Source organism: Microbulbifer sp. ABM4_008, from assembly GCF_056311705.1.
Map to the genome: position 1 here is coordinate 2,396,582 of NZ_CM149970.1, position 15,238 is coordinate 2,411,819.

General features: G+C 49.6%; 15 protein-coding genes. 12 read left to right on the forward strand and 3 right to left on the reverse strand.

Annotated features, from left to right (window positions below; all coding sequences use genetic code 11):
* The first annotated feature begins 4 nt into the window (after window positions 1-4).
* Window positions 5-376 carry a VanZ family protein gene (locus tag ACYX4J_RS10420; protein WP_476178545.1) on the forward strand — a complete coding sequence of 124 codons (372 nt, stop codon included), beginning with the start codon at window positions 5-7 and terminating at the stop codon, window positions 374-376.
* Window positions 377-385: 9 nt separating this feature from the next.
* On the opposite strand, the gene ACYX4J_RS10425 is transcribed toward ACYX4J_RS10420, so the two are convergent.
* Window positions 386-2,818 (reverse strand): ATP-dependent DNA helicase, encoded by a 2,433-nt coding sequence (locus tag ACYX4J_RS10425; protein ID WP_476178546.1) that lies wholly within the window; start codon window positions 2,816-2,818, stop codon window positions 386-388.
* A gap of 2 nt (window positions 2,819-2,820) precedes the next feature.
* Window positions 2,821-4,482, reverse strand: a complete 1,662-nt coding sequence (locus ACYX4J_RS10430; RefSeq protein WP_476178547.1) for a VRR-NUC domain-containing protein — start codon at window positions 4,480-4,482, stop codon at window positions 2,821-2,823.
* A 269-nt stretch (window positions 4,483-4,751) separates the two neighbouring features.
* Here ACYX4J_RS10430 and ACYX4J_RS10435 point away from each other — a divergent pair, with 269 nt between their 5' ends.
* Entirely contained in the window at window positions 4,752-5,897 is a 1,146-nt protein-coding gene (locus ACYX4J_RS10435) for a hypothetical protein (RefSeq protein WP_476178548.1), read from the forward strand.
* A 36-nt stretch (window positions 5,898-5,933) separates the two neighbouring features.
* Here the strand turns inward: ACYX4J_RS10435 and ACYX4J_RS10440 are convergent, their stop codons facing one another.
* Window positions 5,934-6,365: a hypothetical protein gene (locus tag ACYX4J_RS10440; RefSeq protein ID WP_476178549.1), complete on the reverse strand. Its 432-nt coding sequence runs from the start codon at window positions 6,363-6,365 to the stop codon at window positions 5,934-5,936.
* Between the two features lie 291 nt (window positions 6,366-6,656).
* Here ACYX4J_RS10440 and ACYX4J_RS10445 point away from each other — a divergent pair, with 291 nt between their 5' ends.
* The 10 genes from ACYX4J_RS10445 to ACYX4J_RS10490 all read left to right on the forward strand — a co-directional run bounded on the left by ACYX4J_RS10445 (window position 6,657) and on the right by ACYX4J_RS10490 (window position 15,227).
* Window positions 6,657-7,238, forward strand: a complete 582-nt coding sequence (locus tag ACYX4J_RS10445; protein WP_444917161.1) for a hypothetical protein — start codon at window positions 6,657-6,659, stop codon at window positions 7,236-7,238.
* A gap of 160 nt (window positions 7,239-7,398) precedes the next feature.
* Entirely contained in the window at window positions 7,399-8,520 is a 1,122-nt protein-coding gene (locus ACYX4J_RS10450) for a 4Fe-4S dicluster domain-containing protein (RefSeq protein WP_476178550.1), read from the forward strand.
* Window positions 8,517-9,005: a cyclic nucleotide-binding domain-containing protein gene (locus ACYX4J_RS10455; RefSeq protein WP_476178551.1), complete on the forward strand. Its 489-nt coding sequence runs from the start codon at window positions 8,517-8,519 to the stop codon at window positions 9,003-9,005. Before ACYX4J_RS10450 ends, ACYX4J_RS10455 begins: the two co-directional genes overlap by 4 nt.
* A complete protein-coding gene (locus ACYX4J_RS10460; protein ID WP_444933204.1) occupies window positions 8,995-9,804 on the forward strand; it encodes an FAD/NAD(P)-binding protein in 810 nt (269 codons plus the stop codon). The genes ACYX4J_RS10455 and ACYX4J_RS10460 overlap by 11 nt, the downstream gene beginning before the upstream one ends.
* Window positions 9,780-10,598 carry an NADH-quinone oxidoreductase subunit B family protein gene (locus ACYX4J_RS10465; RefSeq protein WP_476178552.1) on the forward strand — a complete coding sequence of 273 codons (819 nt, stop codon included), beginning with the start codon at window positions 9,780-9,782 and terminating at the stop codon, window positions 10,596-10,598. Before ACYX4J_RS10460 ends, ACYX4J_RS10465 begins: the two co-directional genes overlap by 25 nt.
* A gap of 43 nt (window positions 10,599-10,641) precedes the next feature.
* The gene (locus ACYX4J_RS10470) at window positions 10,642-12,006 is read left to right on the forward strand and encodes a Ni/Fe hydrogenase subunit alpha (RefSeq protein ID WP_476178553.1); all 1,365 of its coding nucleotides are present in this window, start codon (window positions 10,642-10,644) and stop codon (window positions 12,004-12,006) included.
* Window positions 11,942-12,463: a hydrogenase maturation protease gene (locus ACYX4J_RS10475; protein WP_444933207.1), complete on the forward strand. Its 522-nt coding sequence runs from the start codon at window positions 11,942-11,944 to the stop codon at window positions 12,461-12,463. Before ACYX4J_RS10470 ends, ACYX4J_RS10475 begins: the two co-directional genes overlap by 65 nt.
* On the forward strand, window positions 12,426-12,698 hold the full coding sequence (locus ACYX4J_RS10480) for a hydrogenase/urease maturation nickel metallochaperone HypA (RefSeq protein ID WP_282932830.1): 273 nt from the start codon (window positions 12,426-12,428) through the stop codon (window positions 12,696-12,698). The genes ACYX4J_RS10475 and ACYX4J_RS10480 overlap by 38 nt, the downstream gene beginning before the upstream one ends.
* Complete coding sequence (hypF, locus tag ACYX4J_RS10485) at window positions 12,688-15,003, forward strand: carbamoyltransferase HypF (RefSeq protein WP_476178554.1); 2,316 nt, start codon at window positions 12,688-12,690, stop codon at window positions 15,001-15,003. Before ACYX4J_RS10480 ends, hypF begins: the two co-directional genes overlap by 11 nt.
* Entirely contained in the window at window positions 15,003-15,227 is a 225-nt protein-coding gene (locus ACYX4J_RS10490; RefSeq protein WP_444897323.1) for a HypC/HybG/HupF family hydrogenase formation chaperone, read from the forward strand. The genes hypF and ACYX4J_RS10490 overlap by 1 nt, the downstream gene beginning before the upstream one ends.
* Window positions 15,228-15,238 lie beyond the last annotated feature (11 nt).

Below are 15,238 nucleotides of genomic sequence, written 5' to 3' on the forward strand. Positions count from 1 at the left end.
ACTAATGATAATTCAACTTCCCTTAAGGCTCGTCTACAACTACTGGATTCTGCTAACAGTGGTATTTTTGTGCATTATTACGAGCCTATCCCTGTTTCCGCTTCCCGAAGTACCCAATATACCCGGCACCGACAAAACCAATCACCTAATTGCCTATAGTGCACTGATGTTCCCCGTCGCTCTGCGCAGGCCTAGTTACTGGTGGCTAATAGGATTATTTTTTGTGCTGTGGAGCGGTGGCATAGAGTTACTTCAACCTTACGTGAATCGAACGGGTGAGTGGTTGGATTTCGCGGCCAATACGGCAGGGATATTGAGCGGCACCCTTATCGCTTGGGTGTTGGGGAAATTCGGGTTAAGGGGGAGCAATTCCTAAAAACCTAGATTAGCTCAAGCTCCAGAACTGCTCTAAGTTACCGGTTAATTGATCGGTGTTGCGACAAATCACCGGTTGCCAGTGCTCGGGAAAAAGCTGCCAATAGAAAGGTTCCGAAAAGCGGCTATCTACCAGAATGATCACACCTTTATCCGATTCGGAACGTATAACCCGACCGGCGGTTTGCAGTACGCGAGTCATCCCTGGATAGCGGTAGGCGATGTCAAATCCATGGATGCCAGTGGTTTCCGCAGCATCGCGCTGTAGCTCCCGCTCAACATTAACTTGCGGGAGCCCAGTACCGACGATAATAGTGCCAACCAGCATCTCCCCAACATAGTCAATGCCTTCACCAAAGATGCCCCCCATAATGGCAAACCCAAGGCTCTTGTTACCTTCGATGAATCCAGACAAAAACTCAGCGCGCTCTGTCTCTCCCTGTCCCGGCAGCTGTTGTAACAAGGGCACTTCCGGGAATCTCACCTTAAAACTCTCAGCAACTTGCTCCAGGTAACGATATGAGGGAAAAAATACCAAGTAATTTCCTGCTCGCCTGTAAAAGGTACGGGAAATAATGTCGACGAGGTTCTCTATTGAGCGGTCGCGGGCTTGGTAGCGCGTATCTATATATGGACACAGGAAAACGCCCTGTTGCTGCGGCTGAAAAGGCGAGGGCAGTCTTAAGTAGGGCGACTCATGCTCTACGCCCAGTTGACTATATATATAGCTAGCTGGGCGCAAAGTCGCAGAGAAGAGTATAGCGGCTTGGTTTTGCTGATAGGATCGCTGTAAAAACTGCGCAGCATTTAAACAAAGTAGCTTAATTTCCTGCTCCTGCCAGGGAGCATCCCGGTCAGTCACCCGTGTGACGACTTTATGCTGACCGCAAAGCTCCTGCTCAATAACTGCGTAACGATAGACAGACCTTAACCACTCCGCTATTTCTTCCGGGGGCGACTGAGAGCTTTCTATAAGTTGGCTGACCGTGGAGAGCACTTTTTGCACGGCTCGAGAAACTGATTCTGGATGCTCTGCTTCACCTGTTGCTGCAGTGACCCAAACTTCACCCCCCTCAAAAGCACTGCGGCTTTGAGCTACACCAACTTCTCGCAATCGCTTGATCCAATTTTCAATTGCCCGAACCAGAGACTGGATACTTCTCTGCAATGTCGGAGAGTGCCCTTTGCAAGCATTAGCTGCGCGGCGACTATCACGGCGGGATAACTTTGCACTGTACATTTCCTGGGCGCGGTCGATCAAATTATGAGCTTCATCGACTAACAGTACGCGGCGATTGCGCTGGTCCTGAAAACTGGTCAGGCGTACCAAAGGGTCAAACACGTAATTGAAATCACATACCACCAAGTCTACCCAAGGCAATATCTGAAGGGAGAGTTCAAACGGGCAGATTTGCTGCTGATCCGCCACATCAGCAATCTCTTTGGGAGTTAACTGGGGTCGGCCGAGCAGGGCATCCATTGCAACTGGAAGTCGATCATAAAACCCTCTTGTTCTCGGACAGATGCCGTCATCATCACGAGTACAAAGCCCCAGGTTACAGGCACAGGTTTTTTCCCTTGCTTGAATTTCAAGTAAAGATAACTGCAAACCGCTCGCCTGAAGTGCCTCAATAGTTTCCCGCACCATTTGCCGACCGGAATTCTTTGCTGTCAGGTAAATCAGCTGATCCAGCTTTTCCTCGCCAATTGCCTTTATGGCTGGGAATAGGGTGCTGATTGTCTTACCGGTTCCCGTGGGAGCTTCAGCCACCAGCTCACCACCGTCCCGGAAACACCGGTAGGCTTCCACTGCCAGTTGGCGCTGGCCGGGGCGGTATAGCGGGAAAGGGAAAGCGAGCTGTCTCGCCGTATCAATAAGCTTTTTCCGATGTTCCTGCCAAGCCCTGTGCCAACACAAATATTTTGTGAGAGCCTCAAGAGTGAAGGCCTCTAACTCACTAAAGCGGTACTCTATGCATTCTGGATAGGCTTTGCGTTCCTTGAGGTTATACCAGACAACTTGCAGGGCAACTGTATCTGTACCACCTGTAGCGTCTTCATTTACCAAGTGGCAATAGCCGTAAATTTTTAGCTGGGCCCAATGCAATTTCTTGGCGGCTTCGGGCAACTTCGATGGGGGTAAATAAGTGGTCTTAATTTCATCCAGCTGAGCCGGTTTATGCAAATCACTTTTCGGGTGAAAAATGTCAACCCGGCCGCTCAAAGTAACCTGCTGTTCCATCCAATCTATTTGGGTCTTGAGCTTGTATTCTGCCTCAGCGCCTTTGGGCCGCTGACTTTGTAGCTTCTGATGAGCCCGAATCCCTTCCTGGGCAGAGGGCCCTGAAGTTGGTTCCCGAATCAAATCTCCGTTGCGGCAGGAAAAAGCGACTAGCTCTCCCACAGAAAGATTCAAAATCTCAGCCGACTCTAAGCTATCCAAAGCTAGCGCCACTCCACATGAGTTACCCGATGAGGGATCGCCTCTTCAGCAAAAAACGTCAGCCAGCGTTCTTGGTTTTTTTGTAAGCGATCCCCAGGACCTTTAACCTCCACGAGTTCATAGTGGCCGGAGGGAGTAAAGCAAATAAGGTCTGGCAGCCCATTTCTATTCTGTGTGATGTCACTGAGCATGCGAGTAAAAATTGAACGCCAATGACTTGGTGGGATTCTATCCAGCGCCTCCTCAAGTAGTTCTGTAGACAAAGGCTCCCAAGTAACCAAAGGGTTGGCAATACCTTGTTTCTCAGCAAAGGTAGCGAGGACACGGGACTTCAAAGACTCATGCTCTATTTCAGCCAATCGCTGGATGAATAGCGCTTGACGGGAATAGTAAAAATCCGCGGTGCGAAAATCAGCTGGGGCTACCTGGAAGGGATTGAAAAAAGCACCAGGCACAGGTGCAAATAGTATGTCCCAAATATAGAGGCCCAACACACCGGTGAATAGGGTGTTCTCTACATAAAAACACTCACCACCGCTAGAACCTTCAAGGTGCTCTGCCACCAGTAGCTCAACACAGCTTTCCCCCTGCGCCAAACTTATCACTTCAGTGGGGGCTTGGATTTTATGAGGTGCCTGCCAGTTGTTGAGGCCTCCACTTCGTTTGGCTGTGCGGTAACCAAAGCTAAGAGCAAACTCTCTTTCTGCTTGGTCCATAGGGGAAGCTATTATTTCCTCGCATATTTCCAATGCTAGAGTGTCGCACCCTTGCTTTACGGCAATTCGTGCGCGGCGCTCACGGGAGGGAGGGGTTTTACAAAGTTGATATAGTGCATCAGCCTGCTCAAGAGCATTGAGCCGCTCAAGCTGCCGTGCCAACTTAAGACGTATTCTGTCCAGCCGACGAGCCAGGGTTGAGTCACCATCGATACCTTCTGGCAGTTGAGCAGATAAGGCCAATATGGCTTCCGCATCTTCCAGTAATGACTCTTCTAACAGCTCCAGGCATTGGTAGTAAAGCAGATACTGATCAATTTGCGAGCGGCTTTGAAAGGGGAGATTTTGCTTATCCAGTGGATAGGATTCATACCGATAAAGCCCAAGATCCCGCAATACATAGTCGGTAAGATCCTGATTCAAGTTGCCAAAGTAACACAGTTTGAAAGTCTGGAAATGCTCAGCACCCTGGACGGCTAGTACCCTGTGCTGAGAAAGCAAGTTCACAAACCAGTCACTCGAACTGGAGTCTTCAAGCAATAGTTGCTCGAGGGAAGGCCGGCTGAGAGACTTGGATATACCCGAGGGTCCTGCCGTAAGCAATTCAGCTTTGGTAAATAGTGGTAGATATTCTTGTGCCGTTAGCACCGGATTAAAACAAAGTAGTCCAACGCGATCCAAAACAGCTGCAGCACTTTCAATGCTCTCTATCTCACCATAGCTAAGCTTCTCCAGGCGGAAAAGCGATCCTCTAGAGGAGGGTACTCCTTTACGGGACAGCAAACGCACATAGAGCCGCTGGCTATAAATATCCAACTCTTGGAAGGTTTTAAAAAAATTTTGCTCAGATGTGGTGATAAGCCGGGAATAATGTTGGCTAACAAATTCAATCAACGCTTTGAAGTTGTCCAGGTAATAGCCAGTTGGCAATTCTATCGGTTGGGTCATGGCACAAGCGCTAGTTTTTCGATCTATCTATCGTCGATGCCGCACACCAGTTCCTTATGACGTGATATGCAAACAATGAGGCAGAGGTTACTCTGGGGCTTTATGGTTATACAGCAAGTTAGCCCGGTGAACAAACAACAATCCCAAGCTTTCTTCTTAGTTATTCAGCCATTTTTTCCTATGGCAACTCCCTTGATGCTCATCCAGGCTTGCAGTCGAGGCTTATAAGCGGTCGCCCCATAAGATTTAACCAATAAGGGATTACCTCTATGAAAGTGACAAATTCTGTGACTGCAGCCGCGCTATTTGCCGCCAGCGTATCTGCTCTAGCTGATAATAATGTCACCCTGGTATTCCAGGAAGGTACTGGCAATAGTGCAACTTCTGATCAGTCCGATGGTACTGTGCATAACAACTTGATTGTTCAGACCCAAATCGGCGATTTCAATGACTCGGATGCATCCCAAACTACAGGCACTTCTGAAAGCACTATTGAACTGGTGCAGACGGGAAATTTGAATCAGGCCTCAGCAGTGCAACAGAATGCAACGCAGCTTACTACGTCCTCCCTGACCCAGAATGGCAGTGATAATACAGCGACCTTGCTGCAGGACGATGCGCAATTCAGCTCCTTCACCGGCACTCAGGCTGGAGACTTAAACGACATCCAAGTCCTGCAACAGGAAGATGTTACTTCCACCACACTTGTCGCATCTCAACAAGGAATGTCTAACACACTGGTTTTAGATCAGCGTATAAGGGTGGATAGCACTAGCGCCATATTCACCCAAGTTGGTGACTCCAACTTCGCCAATATAGATCAGGATAGAGATGTAACCTTTACCTTTGCTATGGCCAGCCAGACTGGCTCTTCCAACTTTTTAGATATCGAGCAGGATGAAGTCACGACGACGAGCACTGCAATAATAATGCAGATAGGTGATTCGAATACCGGAAGAATAGAACAGGAAACTGATGTTTCAGCTGCTACTGGGATAGTCACCCAGATTGGTGATAATAACATTGCAAATGTGGATCAGGAGAATATTACCTCAAGCAGCGGTGAAGTAATGCAAACCGGCTCTTCTAATACGGTAAATCTTGATCAAGGGAACGAAAATATTGCCGCTATTGAACTTATTTCCTGTACCACTCTAGTAATCCAAGATGGCTCAGCCAATACAGCACAAATAGATCAGGGGCAGGACGGGTCTTTGCTCACTAGTTCACTGGTGCTCAATCAGTTTGGTGATTCTAATTCTTCCCAGATTAATCAACATAGCGGTATTAGTAGCAGCATTCTGGTGACGCAAAACGGTGTTTCCAATACTCAAACAACTTTGCAGGTTGGCAGTGGTGAAATCGCATTAACCACGCAAACTGGCACAGGTAATGTTGGCAATACCTTCCAATAAAACACCTGCTGAAAGTGGTTAAGGCTAGCGTAGATATTATTTAAAATATCGCATCACCTTTTGATACCGGTACACGACGTACCAAGTAAAAAATATCACTGAAATCCAAATCATAGTAATGATTTGGATTTCCAGTACCGACATATTGAACTCATCGATGACGGAGAAAAATTCAAATACGTCAGTGCAGATTAAAATGGGCAAATAGATACGCCAAGCATTTGGGAAGGCAATCCTTTTCGAGAAAGCCAATCCAAACAAAGCAACAAAAAATGCAATATAAACTAGCAGACTAAAAATCATCCACCAAATAGGAAGATTCCACTCATCGGCGGCGAAACCAAGATATTGGGAATAGACTTCCAGCGGGGCGAGAATAAAAAGGAGTACCTTCCAACCCACACTGGGTTTGTAGTGTGGAATAGAGTCTGTAAGAGGGCTATCTGGTGTCTGATACATATCCTGCATCTCGAAACGTCCTTATTATTTACCACTATTCCAGATAGGCACCAATTACCAATCCGAAAGTTACTTCTCGCCATTCCCTGAGCTAAATAGAGGTCATCATTACTTACCAGTTAGGCTCTCTGACTATCAAAATTTGAACAGCGAGGATATTGTCTGCAGTTTCAAAGTCAATAGTTGCTACATATAGTTTATCGATAGTGTGAGGCAGCTCATCGCATAAATGTGACAACTTAACCTGCTTTTTTGTAGTGTTAGCAAGGTAAAGCCATGATGTCAATCTTTAAGCTCTGAATGCCAAAGACTAAACGATTATCGGCAAACTACTTCTACATTTGGGCTGCAGTAATTAAAAGCCGGCAAGAATTGCTTATAAATGCACTAATCCATAGGATTGAAGTCGCTGACAGTTTTAAATTTCAAAGGCCAATAAAAGGGCAGAGCGTGCAAAATCCTTATCAAGCACCTGAGAGCGAACTCGACAATCGCCCCCCCGTCTATAGCCCTAGTGTAGGCTGGAAAATTGTCTTTTTTATCCTTCTACCACTGGAGCTGTATTCCCAATATACGGTTTTGACCGATGGCTCTACAGGCATCCCCTTTTGGTGGTTGGTAATCAGCTTGGTTGTTTCCACCCTTTTCTACGTCGTACTGTTTGGATTAGCGTTTGCCAAAAGAATAGGATTCGAACAACTTTGGATCTTTTTTATTCCAGTTATTGTGCTTATCGATATTTTTGAATTTTCTTTACTCGCCATCAACTTAAACAAACTCGGGGCAGGTGTAGCCCTTGTGATGGCAAGTACTGCGCCAATCATCTTGCTTAGATGGTATGTCGTATATAAGTATCAGAAGGTTATGAAATACTTTGCCTAAAGGATGTACCCCACCTCAATAAGTAGTCAGGGCTATAGCTTTTCTCTAAACTTTCTTCTTAGCATTTTGGCACTTTTGTCTTAGTGCAATTAGCCAGTACAGACCTAAAAATCAGTAGGTCACCAACTACTGCTCTTTCGGAGCCGGCTCTCGGCTATACGTGGAAATACTTAAACTGGCAGCGAATGACCTGGATTGTTTGATTCAGGCAATTCGCAGTGAAGGATACCAGCTCTTTGGCCCGATACTGCATAACGGGGCTATTACCTATGGTGAGATTGAAACTCCCACAGATCTTCCCCAAGGATGGACGGATCAGCAAGAGGCGGGGCAATACCGGGTGGAGCACCGCAATGACAAGGCTTATTTTGGCTACGCCGTTGGCCCCCACTCCTGGAAGCAGTTTCTTCAGCTGCCCCAGCGCCAGCTCTGGAGCGCTAGCCGCTCTGGAGAAGATGTTCAGATTCTGGAAATTGAAGAGCCTCCGGTCAAGTTAGCGTTTCTGGGTGTTCGCAGTTGCGAGCTACACGCCATTGCTATCCAGGACCGTGTCCTCGCACAGGGAGATTACGCCAACAGCAGCTATAAGGCACGTCGAGCACAGCTGTTCACTATCGCTGTGGAGTGCACAACAGCAGCAAATACCTGCTTCTGTACCTCAATGAACACAGGCCCGCAGGTGCAACTGCCCAGTGATCTGGTAATCACCGAAGTTCTGACCTCCGATGCCCACTTCTTCCTCATACGCAGCGGAAGCCCTCAAGGCGACAGAGTGTTAAAGCAATTACCCACTGTTGACGCATCAGAAGCGGAGAAACAAGAGGGGCAAGCTGCCGTTCAGCAAGCCGAAAATCAAGTAAGTAACGGTCGCCGCAGCTTTGACAGCTCTGACCTGAAGACACTGCTTTATCGCAATTATGACAACCCAAACTGGGATAAAGTCGCGGAGCGCTGCCTCTCCTGCGCCAATTGCACTATGGCTTGCCCCACGTGCTTCTGCTCAACCGTTGAGGACACAACAGATTTAACCGGAAATGAAGCACAGCGCTGGGAGCGTTGGGATTCCTGCTTTACGGCTGAGTTGAGCTATTTGTCTGGCGGCCCGGTAAGGGCGGATACCCGCAGCCGCTATCGGCAGTGGATGACTCACAAACTGGCCACTTGGTATGACCAATTTGACAGCTCTGGCTGTGTCGGCTGTGGACGTTGTATTACCTGGTGTCCAGTAGGCATCGATATCACGGAAGAGATACAGAATATTCGCGCCCAGGAACAAAAATGAAAGTTGTCACCACCTTACTCAAGGAGCACCCTTTCTTTACCGGGCTGGCAGACAAGGACCTGGCATTCCTCTCCGGGTGTACAAGCAATAGTCACTATAAAGAAGGCGAATACCTTGCCAGGGAAAACACTCCGGCTAGCCATTTCTTCTTAATTCGATCTGGACGTGTCGCCGTAGAAACCTTTGTCCCCAACTATGGGCCCCTTTGCCTGATGACACTGCATAGTGGAGATATATTCGGCTGGTCCTGGCTGTATCCTCCCTACTTGAGTGCCTTCGATGCCCGGGCCCTGACCTCAGTTCGCAGCCTTAAACTCGGCGGGCAGTGCCTCCGAGATAAGTGCGAAAAAGAACCGAGACTCGGTTTCGAATTGATGAAACGGTTTACCAAAGTTGCTACAGAACGATTGCAGGCAGCACGAATACAGTTGTTGGACCTTTACGGGCCACATCCGTCACAGGGAATCCCTCGCTGTGATCCCTGAATTATGGCGTGTTGCCCATCGACGCGAAGAATTTCCTGGCACTGTCACTCTATCCCTGACACGAGAGGCTAGGGGCCCATCACCCATTCAGCCCGGGCAATTCAATATGCTTTATGCCTTTGGTGCCGGGGAGGCTGCTATCTCCTTAAGTGGCCCCAGCACGTCATCGGCTGACCCACTTACCCATACGATTAAAGGCCAGGGGCTTGCTACCCAAGCGCTTTGCAAACTGGAAGTTGGAACGCAACTGGGCATCCGGGGACCATTCGGGCAGGGGTGGCCAACTCACCTGGCGGCAAATCGTCCCTTAGTGATTATCGCCGGCGGACTTGGGCTAGCGCCTTTACGCCCCCTGATCTACAGCTTTCTTAAGGGGCACTTGCCGGCTAGGAGCCTACAAGTTTTCTATGGGGCTCGTCGCCCCGAAGAAATGCTTTACCAGCCAGAGCTTGGTCACTGGCGCAGCTCATTTGAACTGGTGACATCTGTGGACCACGCCAGCACAGACTGGAACGGGCATATTGGTGTGATTACCGACCCTCTGCGTGTCACTCATTTGGAGTGCAATGATGCTTTAGTGTTTGTGTGTGGACCCGAGATCATGATGCGCTTTTGCATACAGGTTCTTCTCCATAAAGGTGTGACTGAATCCAATATCTATCTATCCATGGAGCGCAACATGAAGTGTGCCATTGGAATCTGCGGCCACTGCCAGTGGGGACCTAACTTTGTTTGTAAAGATGGCCCTGTCTTTTGCTACCGGGATATTCGCTCATGGTTTCAAATCAACAGCCTATAGCTAGTAGTAATCCTACCCCCAAGCTTGCCGTCTGGAAGTTCACCTCCTGTGATGGTTGCCAATTGAGCCTATTGGATTGCGAGGATGAGCTTCTCTCTTTGGCAGCCCAGGTAGATATCGCCTATTTCCTGGAGGCTTCCAGTGAGGTGAAAGAGGGTCCTTTTGATATCTCTCTCGTTGAAGGCTCCATTACCACGCCAGCAGATGAAGAGAGAATCCTAGAGGTCAGACGTCAGTCCCGCTTTCTAATCAGTATTGGCGCCTGTGCAACAGCTGGAGGGATTCAGGCACTTCGCAACTTTGCCGATGTGCAGGAGTTCACCGATGTGGTCTATGCCCACCCGGAATATATCGCCACTCTCAAGGAATCCACACCAATATCAGGGAGGGTAGCAGTGGACTTTGAGTTGCAGGGGTGTCCGATCAACAAGCATCAACTGCTCGAAGTAATCAGTGCATTCCTGCACCGGCGAGCACCCCAGGTTGCCAATCACTCGGTGTGTATTGACTGTAAATTGCGCGGCAATGTTTGCATCTGGGTTGCCCATGGCACCCCCTGTATGGGGCCTGTTACACACGCGGGATGTGGCGCTATTTGCCCCAGTTACAACCGCGGTTGCTACGCTTGCTACGGTCCCAAGGAAAATCCCAACACCGAATCACTTTGCCACTGGTGGGATGAAAAACTAAATGTAGAAAATACTTTAATTGTTGAAAACCTTAGGAATTTCAATCCACTATCGTCTTCTTTTAAAGTACAAAGTGAAGATAGGCAAGAAGATGGGGAGCGTTAATCCCCCCAAACATTGGTGATAAATCTGCCCCCAGGTGAGCTTTATGGCGGATCGCAGCAAAACGATTAAGGTAGATTATCTCGCTCGGGTCGAAGGGGAGGGAGCCCTCCATATCGACTACGACGATAGCGGCGTACAAAATGTACAGCTCAAGATTTTTGAGCCCCCCAGGTTCTTCGAAGCCCTTCTCAGAGGGCGCGATTACTTGGAAGCCCCAGATATCACCGCACGCATATGTGGGATCTGCCCGGTGGCCTACCAGATGAGTGCTGTGCATGCCATGGAGAATGCCCTGAACCTAAAGCCCGACGGCGCTTTGCGTATGCTTCGTCGATTGCTTTACTGCGGTGAATGGATCGAGAGCCATATGCTGCATATCAGCATGCTCCATACACCAGATTTCCTCGGCTACCCCAATGCAGTCGCAATGGCTAAGGATCATCCAGAGATTGTTAAGAACGCGCTGGAGATTAAAAAGGCGGGCAATGCCCTCGTTCGCCTTATTGGTGGCAGGGAAGTACACCCGATTAATGTGAGGGTAGGGGGTTTCTACAAGGTTCCGGAAGCTCGTGAACTCACAGCCTTGGTAGCGCAGCTGGAAATGGCCCGGGATCTCACCGAGCGACTGGTGCGCTGGTCCGCAGCTTTGCCTTTCCCCAGCTACGAATGGCGAAGGGATAATCACTACGAATTTGTCGCTCTAACCCACCCGTCAGAATACCCAATGAACGAGGGCAGGATCACCTCCAGTGCGGGACTCAATATTAGCGCCCAAGACTATGAGAACCACTTTGAAGAAGAGCACGTCGCTCATAGCACCGCGCTGCACTGTACTTTACGGGAGCGGGGTGCCTATCTGGTGGGCCCCATCGCACGCTACAACCTTAATCGCGACAAGCTGTCGCCTCGAGCATTGCAATTAGCGGAGGAGATCAACTTTACCGCCCCCTGTCTAAATCCCTTCCAAAGCATCCTCGTTAGGAGCCTGGAGGTACTACATGCCTTTGAAGAAGCCCTGCATATTATTGATAGATACCAACCCCCAGCCGAGCCTCATTTAAAGACCGAGCCGAGAACCGCAAGCGGCTGTGCAGCCACCGAAGCACCCCGTGGGCTTCTATATCATCGCTACGATATTGATGAGAAAGGCAAGATTACGACAGCAAAAATTGTCGCTCCCACCTCCCAAAACCAGAAGACCATCGAAGATGACCTCCGCTTAATGTTGCCGAGCTTTATGCACTTTCCTGAGGATAAATTACAGGGGCTATGTGAACGGGCGATAAGGAATTACGACCCTTGCATTTCCTGCTCCACTCACTTCCTACAGCTACATTTGAATTATGGGCAAGCGGAAAGTAAGCAATCCATGGTTACTGGTAAGCCTGGGCAACCCCCTGCGCGGTGATGATGGAGTAGGGCCACATATCATCGCTCGACTTCGCCAAAAACTTGGAGGGGCGGTGGAATACCTCGAAAGCGGCGGCGATATTTTACATTTGCTCGCGCAATGGAAAGGTCGATGGGTTTGCCTTGTAGACGCCATGATAAGCGATCAGCACCCTATCGGGGAGGTTGTCACCATTGATGGGCTTGAGAGTGCTCTTGCTCCATCGATGTGCAATACATCAAGCCATGGATTTGGGCTGACCGAAGCGCTGACCATGGGAAAGCACATTAATTCGCTGCCGGCACACCTGGATGTTTTTGCGATCAACTCAGAAAGTCTGGCAAAAGGACAGGGGTTATCGCCCAAAGTGGCCAGTGCAGCCCATCGAGCAGAGCAAATGATTATCGCGCACCTAACGCTATACAGCGGAGACCACTATGCACGAACAGAATCTCATCAAAAACCTGATCGATAAAATCCAGGAACTGGCCTCTGATGAACCCGGCAGGCCGATCGGCGTTCGCTTACGCTTGGGTGCCCTGGCGCATATGTCTGCAGCGCATCTGAGGGAGCATTTTGACAGGGAGATACTCGGGACTTCTCTCGAGGGGATTAAGCTGGAAATTGATGAGCTTAAGGATATTAATCACAAGGAAGCCCAGGATGTAATCCTGGAGAGCTTAAAGTTTGAGGAGACTGATGGCCACTGAACGCCGCCGGATTGAAATCGCCGGATTGGTGCAGGGAGTAGGATTCCGGCCCTTTGTCTATCGCCTGGCCGATAGCTTTCAATTAAAAGGCTGGGTGGCCAACTACAGCGGCGGCTTGAGAATTGAAGTCCAAGGCAAAAGCCGGGAAATCGAGAAGTTTATCGATAAGTTATCTTCAGAGAAGCCACCCTACAGTCGCATCACTCACATTGAATCCTATCCGGTGGCTCTTCAAGCAGAATACGGTTTCCGAATCTTACCCAGTGTCCGTGATGCCAGTAGTTCAACCATCGTTTTACCAGACCTGGCTCCCTGTGATGATTGCCTCAGGGAATTGTCAGACCCTAACAATCGCCGCTACGACTACCCGTTTATCAGCTGTACTCTCTGCGGGCCCCGCTACAGCATCATTTACAAACTGCCCTACGATCGTGTCAACACCTCCATGCACCACTTCCCCCTGTGCGGAAAGTGCTCGGGGGAGTACCGGGACCCCCTCAATCGGCGCTTTCATGCGGAGCCCAATGCCTGCCCCCAGTGCGGCCCTCAATTACTTTTCTGTAATACTGCCGGCGTTACAATTGCGAAAAAGAGTCGGGCACTATCCAAAGCCCTTGATGCCCTTGCCCAGGGGAAAATTATTGCCCTTAAAGGGGTAGGCGGCTTTCAACTGTTAGCCGACGCCTCCAATGGTAAGGCGCTCGCCAACTTGCGCCAGCGCAAACAACGTCCGCATAAGCCGTTCGCGCTTCTATATGACGAGCTGAAAAGTGTCTGCCAGGATTGCTGCGTCTCGGAGCAAGAGGCGCAGCTACTATCAACCCGAGAAAGACCGATTGTTCTATTGGAAGCGAAGGATGACAGTCACTCCAGGATACATCCGCTGGTCGCTCCAAATCTTGCCGACTTGGGGGTGATGCTGCCTGCATCACCTTTACATTACTTGCTCGCGCAAAAGTATCGAGCCCCTCTTGTCGCTACTAGCGGTAATCTCGCAGAAGAGCCTATTTGTACAGAAAATGATGAGGCGTTTGAGCGCTTGGGTAAAATCGCTGACTATTTCCTGGTTCACAATCGCCGAATTTTGCGCCCACTGGATGACTCTGTACTCAGGGTGGTCAATAACCGTCCGCTGATGTTGCGTCGAGCCCGGGGCTACGCGCCACTTCCCATTACCTTGCCTAGACCAGGCCAAAAGGGCGAAAGTGAACGAGAAAGCTTCCTGGCCCTGGGCGCGGACCTGAAAAACACAGTTGCACTGTCTCACGCCGGGTGGGCATATCCCAGCCAACATATTGGTGACTTAGGAAGTGCCAATACCCTGAAGCACTTCAACCAAACTATTGGCGACCTCACCAAACTACAGCAGTGCCGCCCGAAAAAATTAATCCACGACCTCCATCCAGGCTATACCTCTCACCGCTGGGCTATGAAGCAAAGAGCTGTGCGTATTGGCGTTCAGCACCATATTGCCCATCTATTCTCCTGCATGGCAGAACACGCTCACTCAGGTCCTGCACTGGGAATCTGCTGGGATGGAACTGGTTACGACCGCAGTGGCATTGTTCGCGGTGGAGAATTCTTTCACTGGAATGGACAGTCTCCTGTCAAACACATCGCCAGCTTTCGTACATTCCCGCTGCCAGGCGGTGAAAAGGCCGTACGGGAGCCCAGACGCTCTGCGGCTGGACTTTTGTATGAAATCTCCGGGTTTGTCGCCCTGGAGAATCGACAGTTAAAGCGCTGCTTCACCCTTGGTGAGCGTCAAAACCTGGTCACCATGCTAAAAGGTGAGATTAACAGTCCACCGTGTAGCTCTGTCGGCCGCCTATTCGATGCGGTATCCGCACTCCTCGGACTGACCACGCATACCAGTTTTGAAGGGCAGGCAGCCATGGCTCTTGAACAGTGCGCCCGTGGCGTCAGCTCTAAAGACAGCTACCCCTTTAGCTTTATTCAAAAAGGGGACCTGCTTGAGCTGGATTGGACACCCTGTATTAGTGCTTTGATCTACGATGAAAACCGATCACTGCCACAAAGGGCCGCTGCATTTCACAACACACTCGCGCAGATGGCGCTGGCAGTAGCAACGCAACAAGGTGAAAAGAATATCTTTCTGTCCGGCGGTGTTTTCCAGAATAAGCGGCTTACCGAAACCGTCACTGCGCTCCTGGAAAGCCAGGGCTTTTCAGTTCACAGCCACAGTGAGGTCCCCCCAAATGATGGCGGAATATCGCTGGGCCAAATCCACTACGCACAGTGTATGGATGCTGCTGGGCAATCATTGGGAGAGGAGAGTTCCTAGTGTGCCTGGGAATTCCCGGAAGAATCGAATTAATAGAGCAAGAATCAGCCATGGAGCGCACTGGAAAAGTTTCCTTCGGCGGTATCAGTAAAGCTGTAAATTTATCATTGGTACCTGAGGCTGAAGTAGGAGACTACGTGATCGTTCATGCTGGAGTCGCGATCAGCAAGTTGAGAGCAAAAGAAGCAAATAAGGTTTTCGAGTACCTCAAAACATTGGGTTGAGTCAGCCTGTA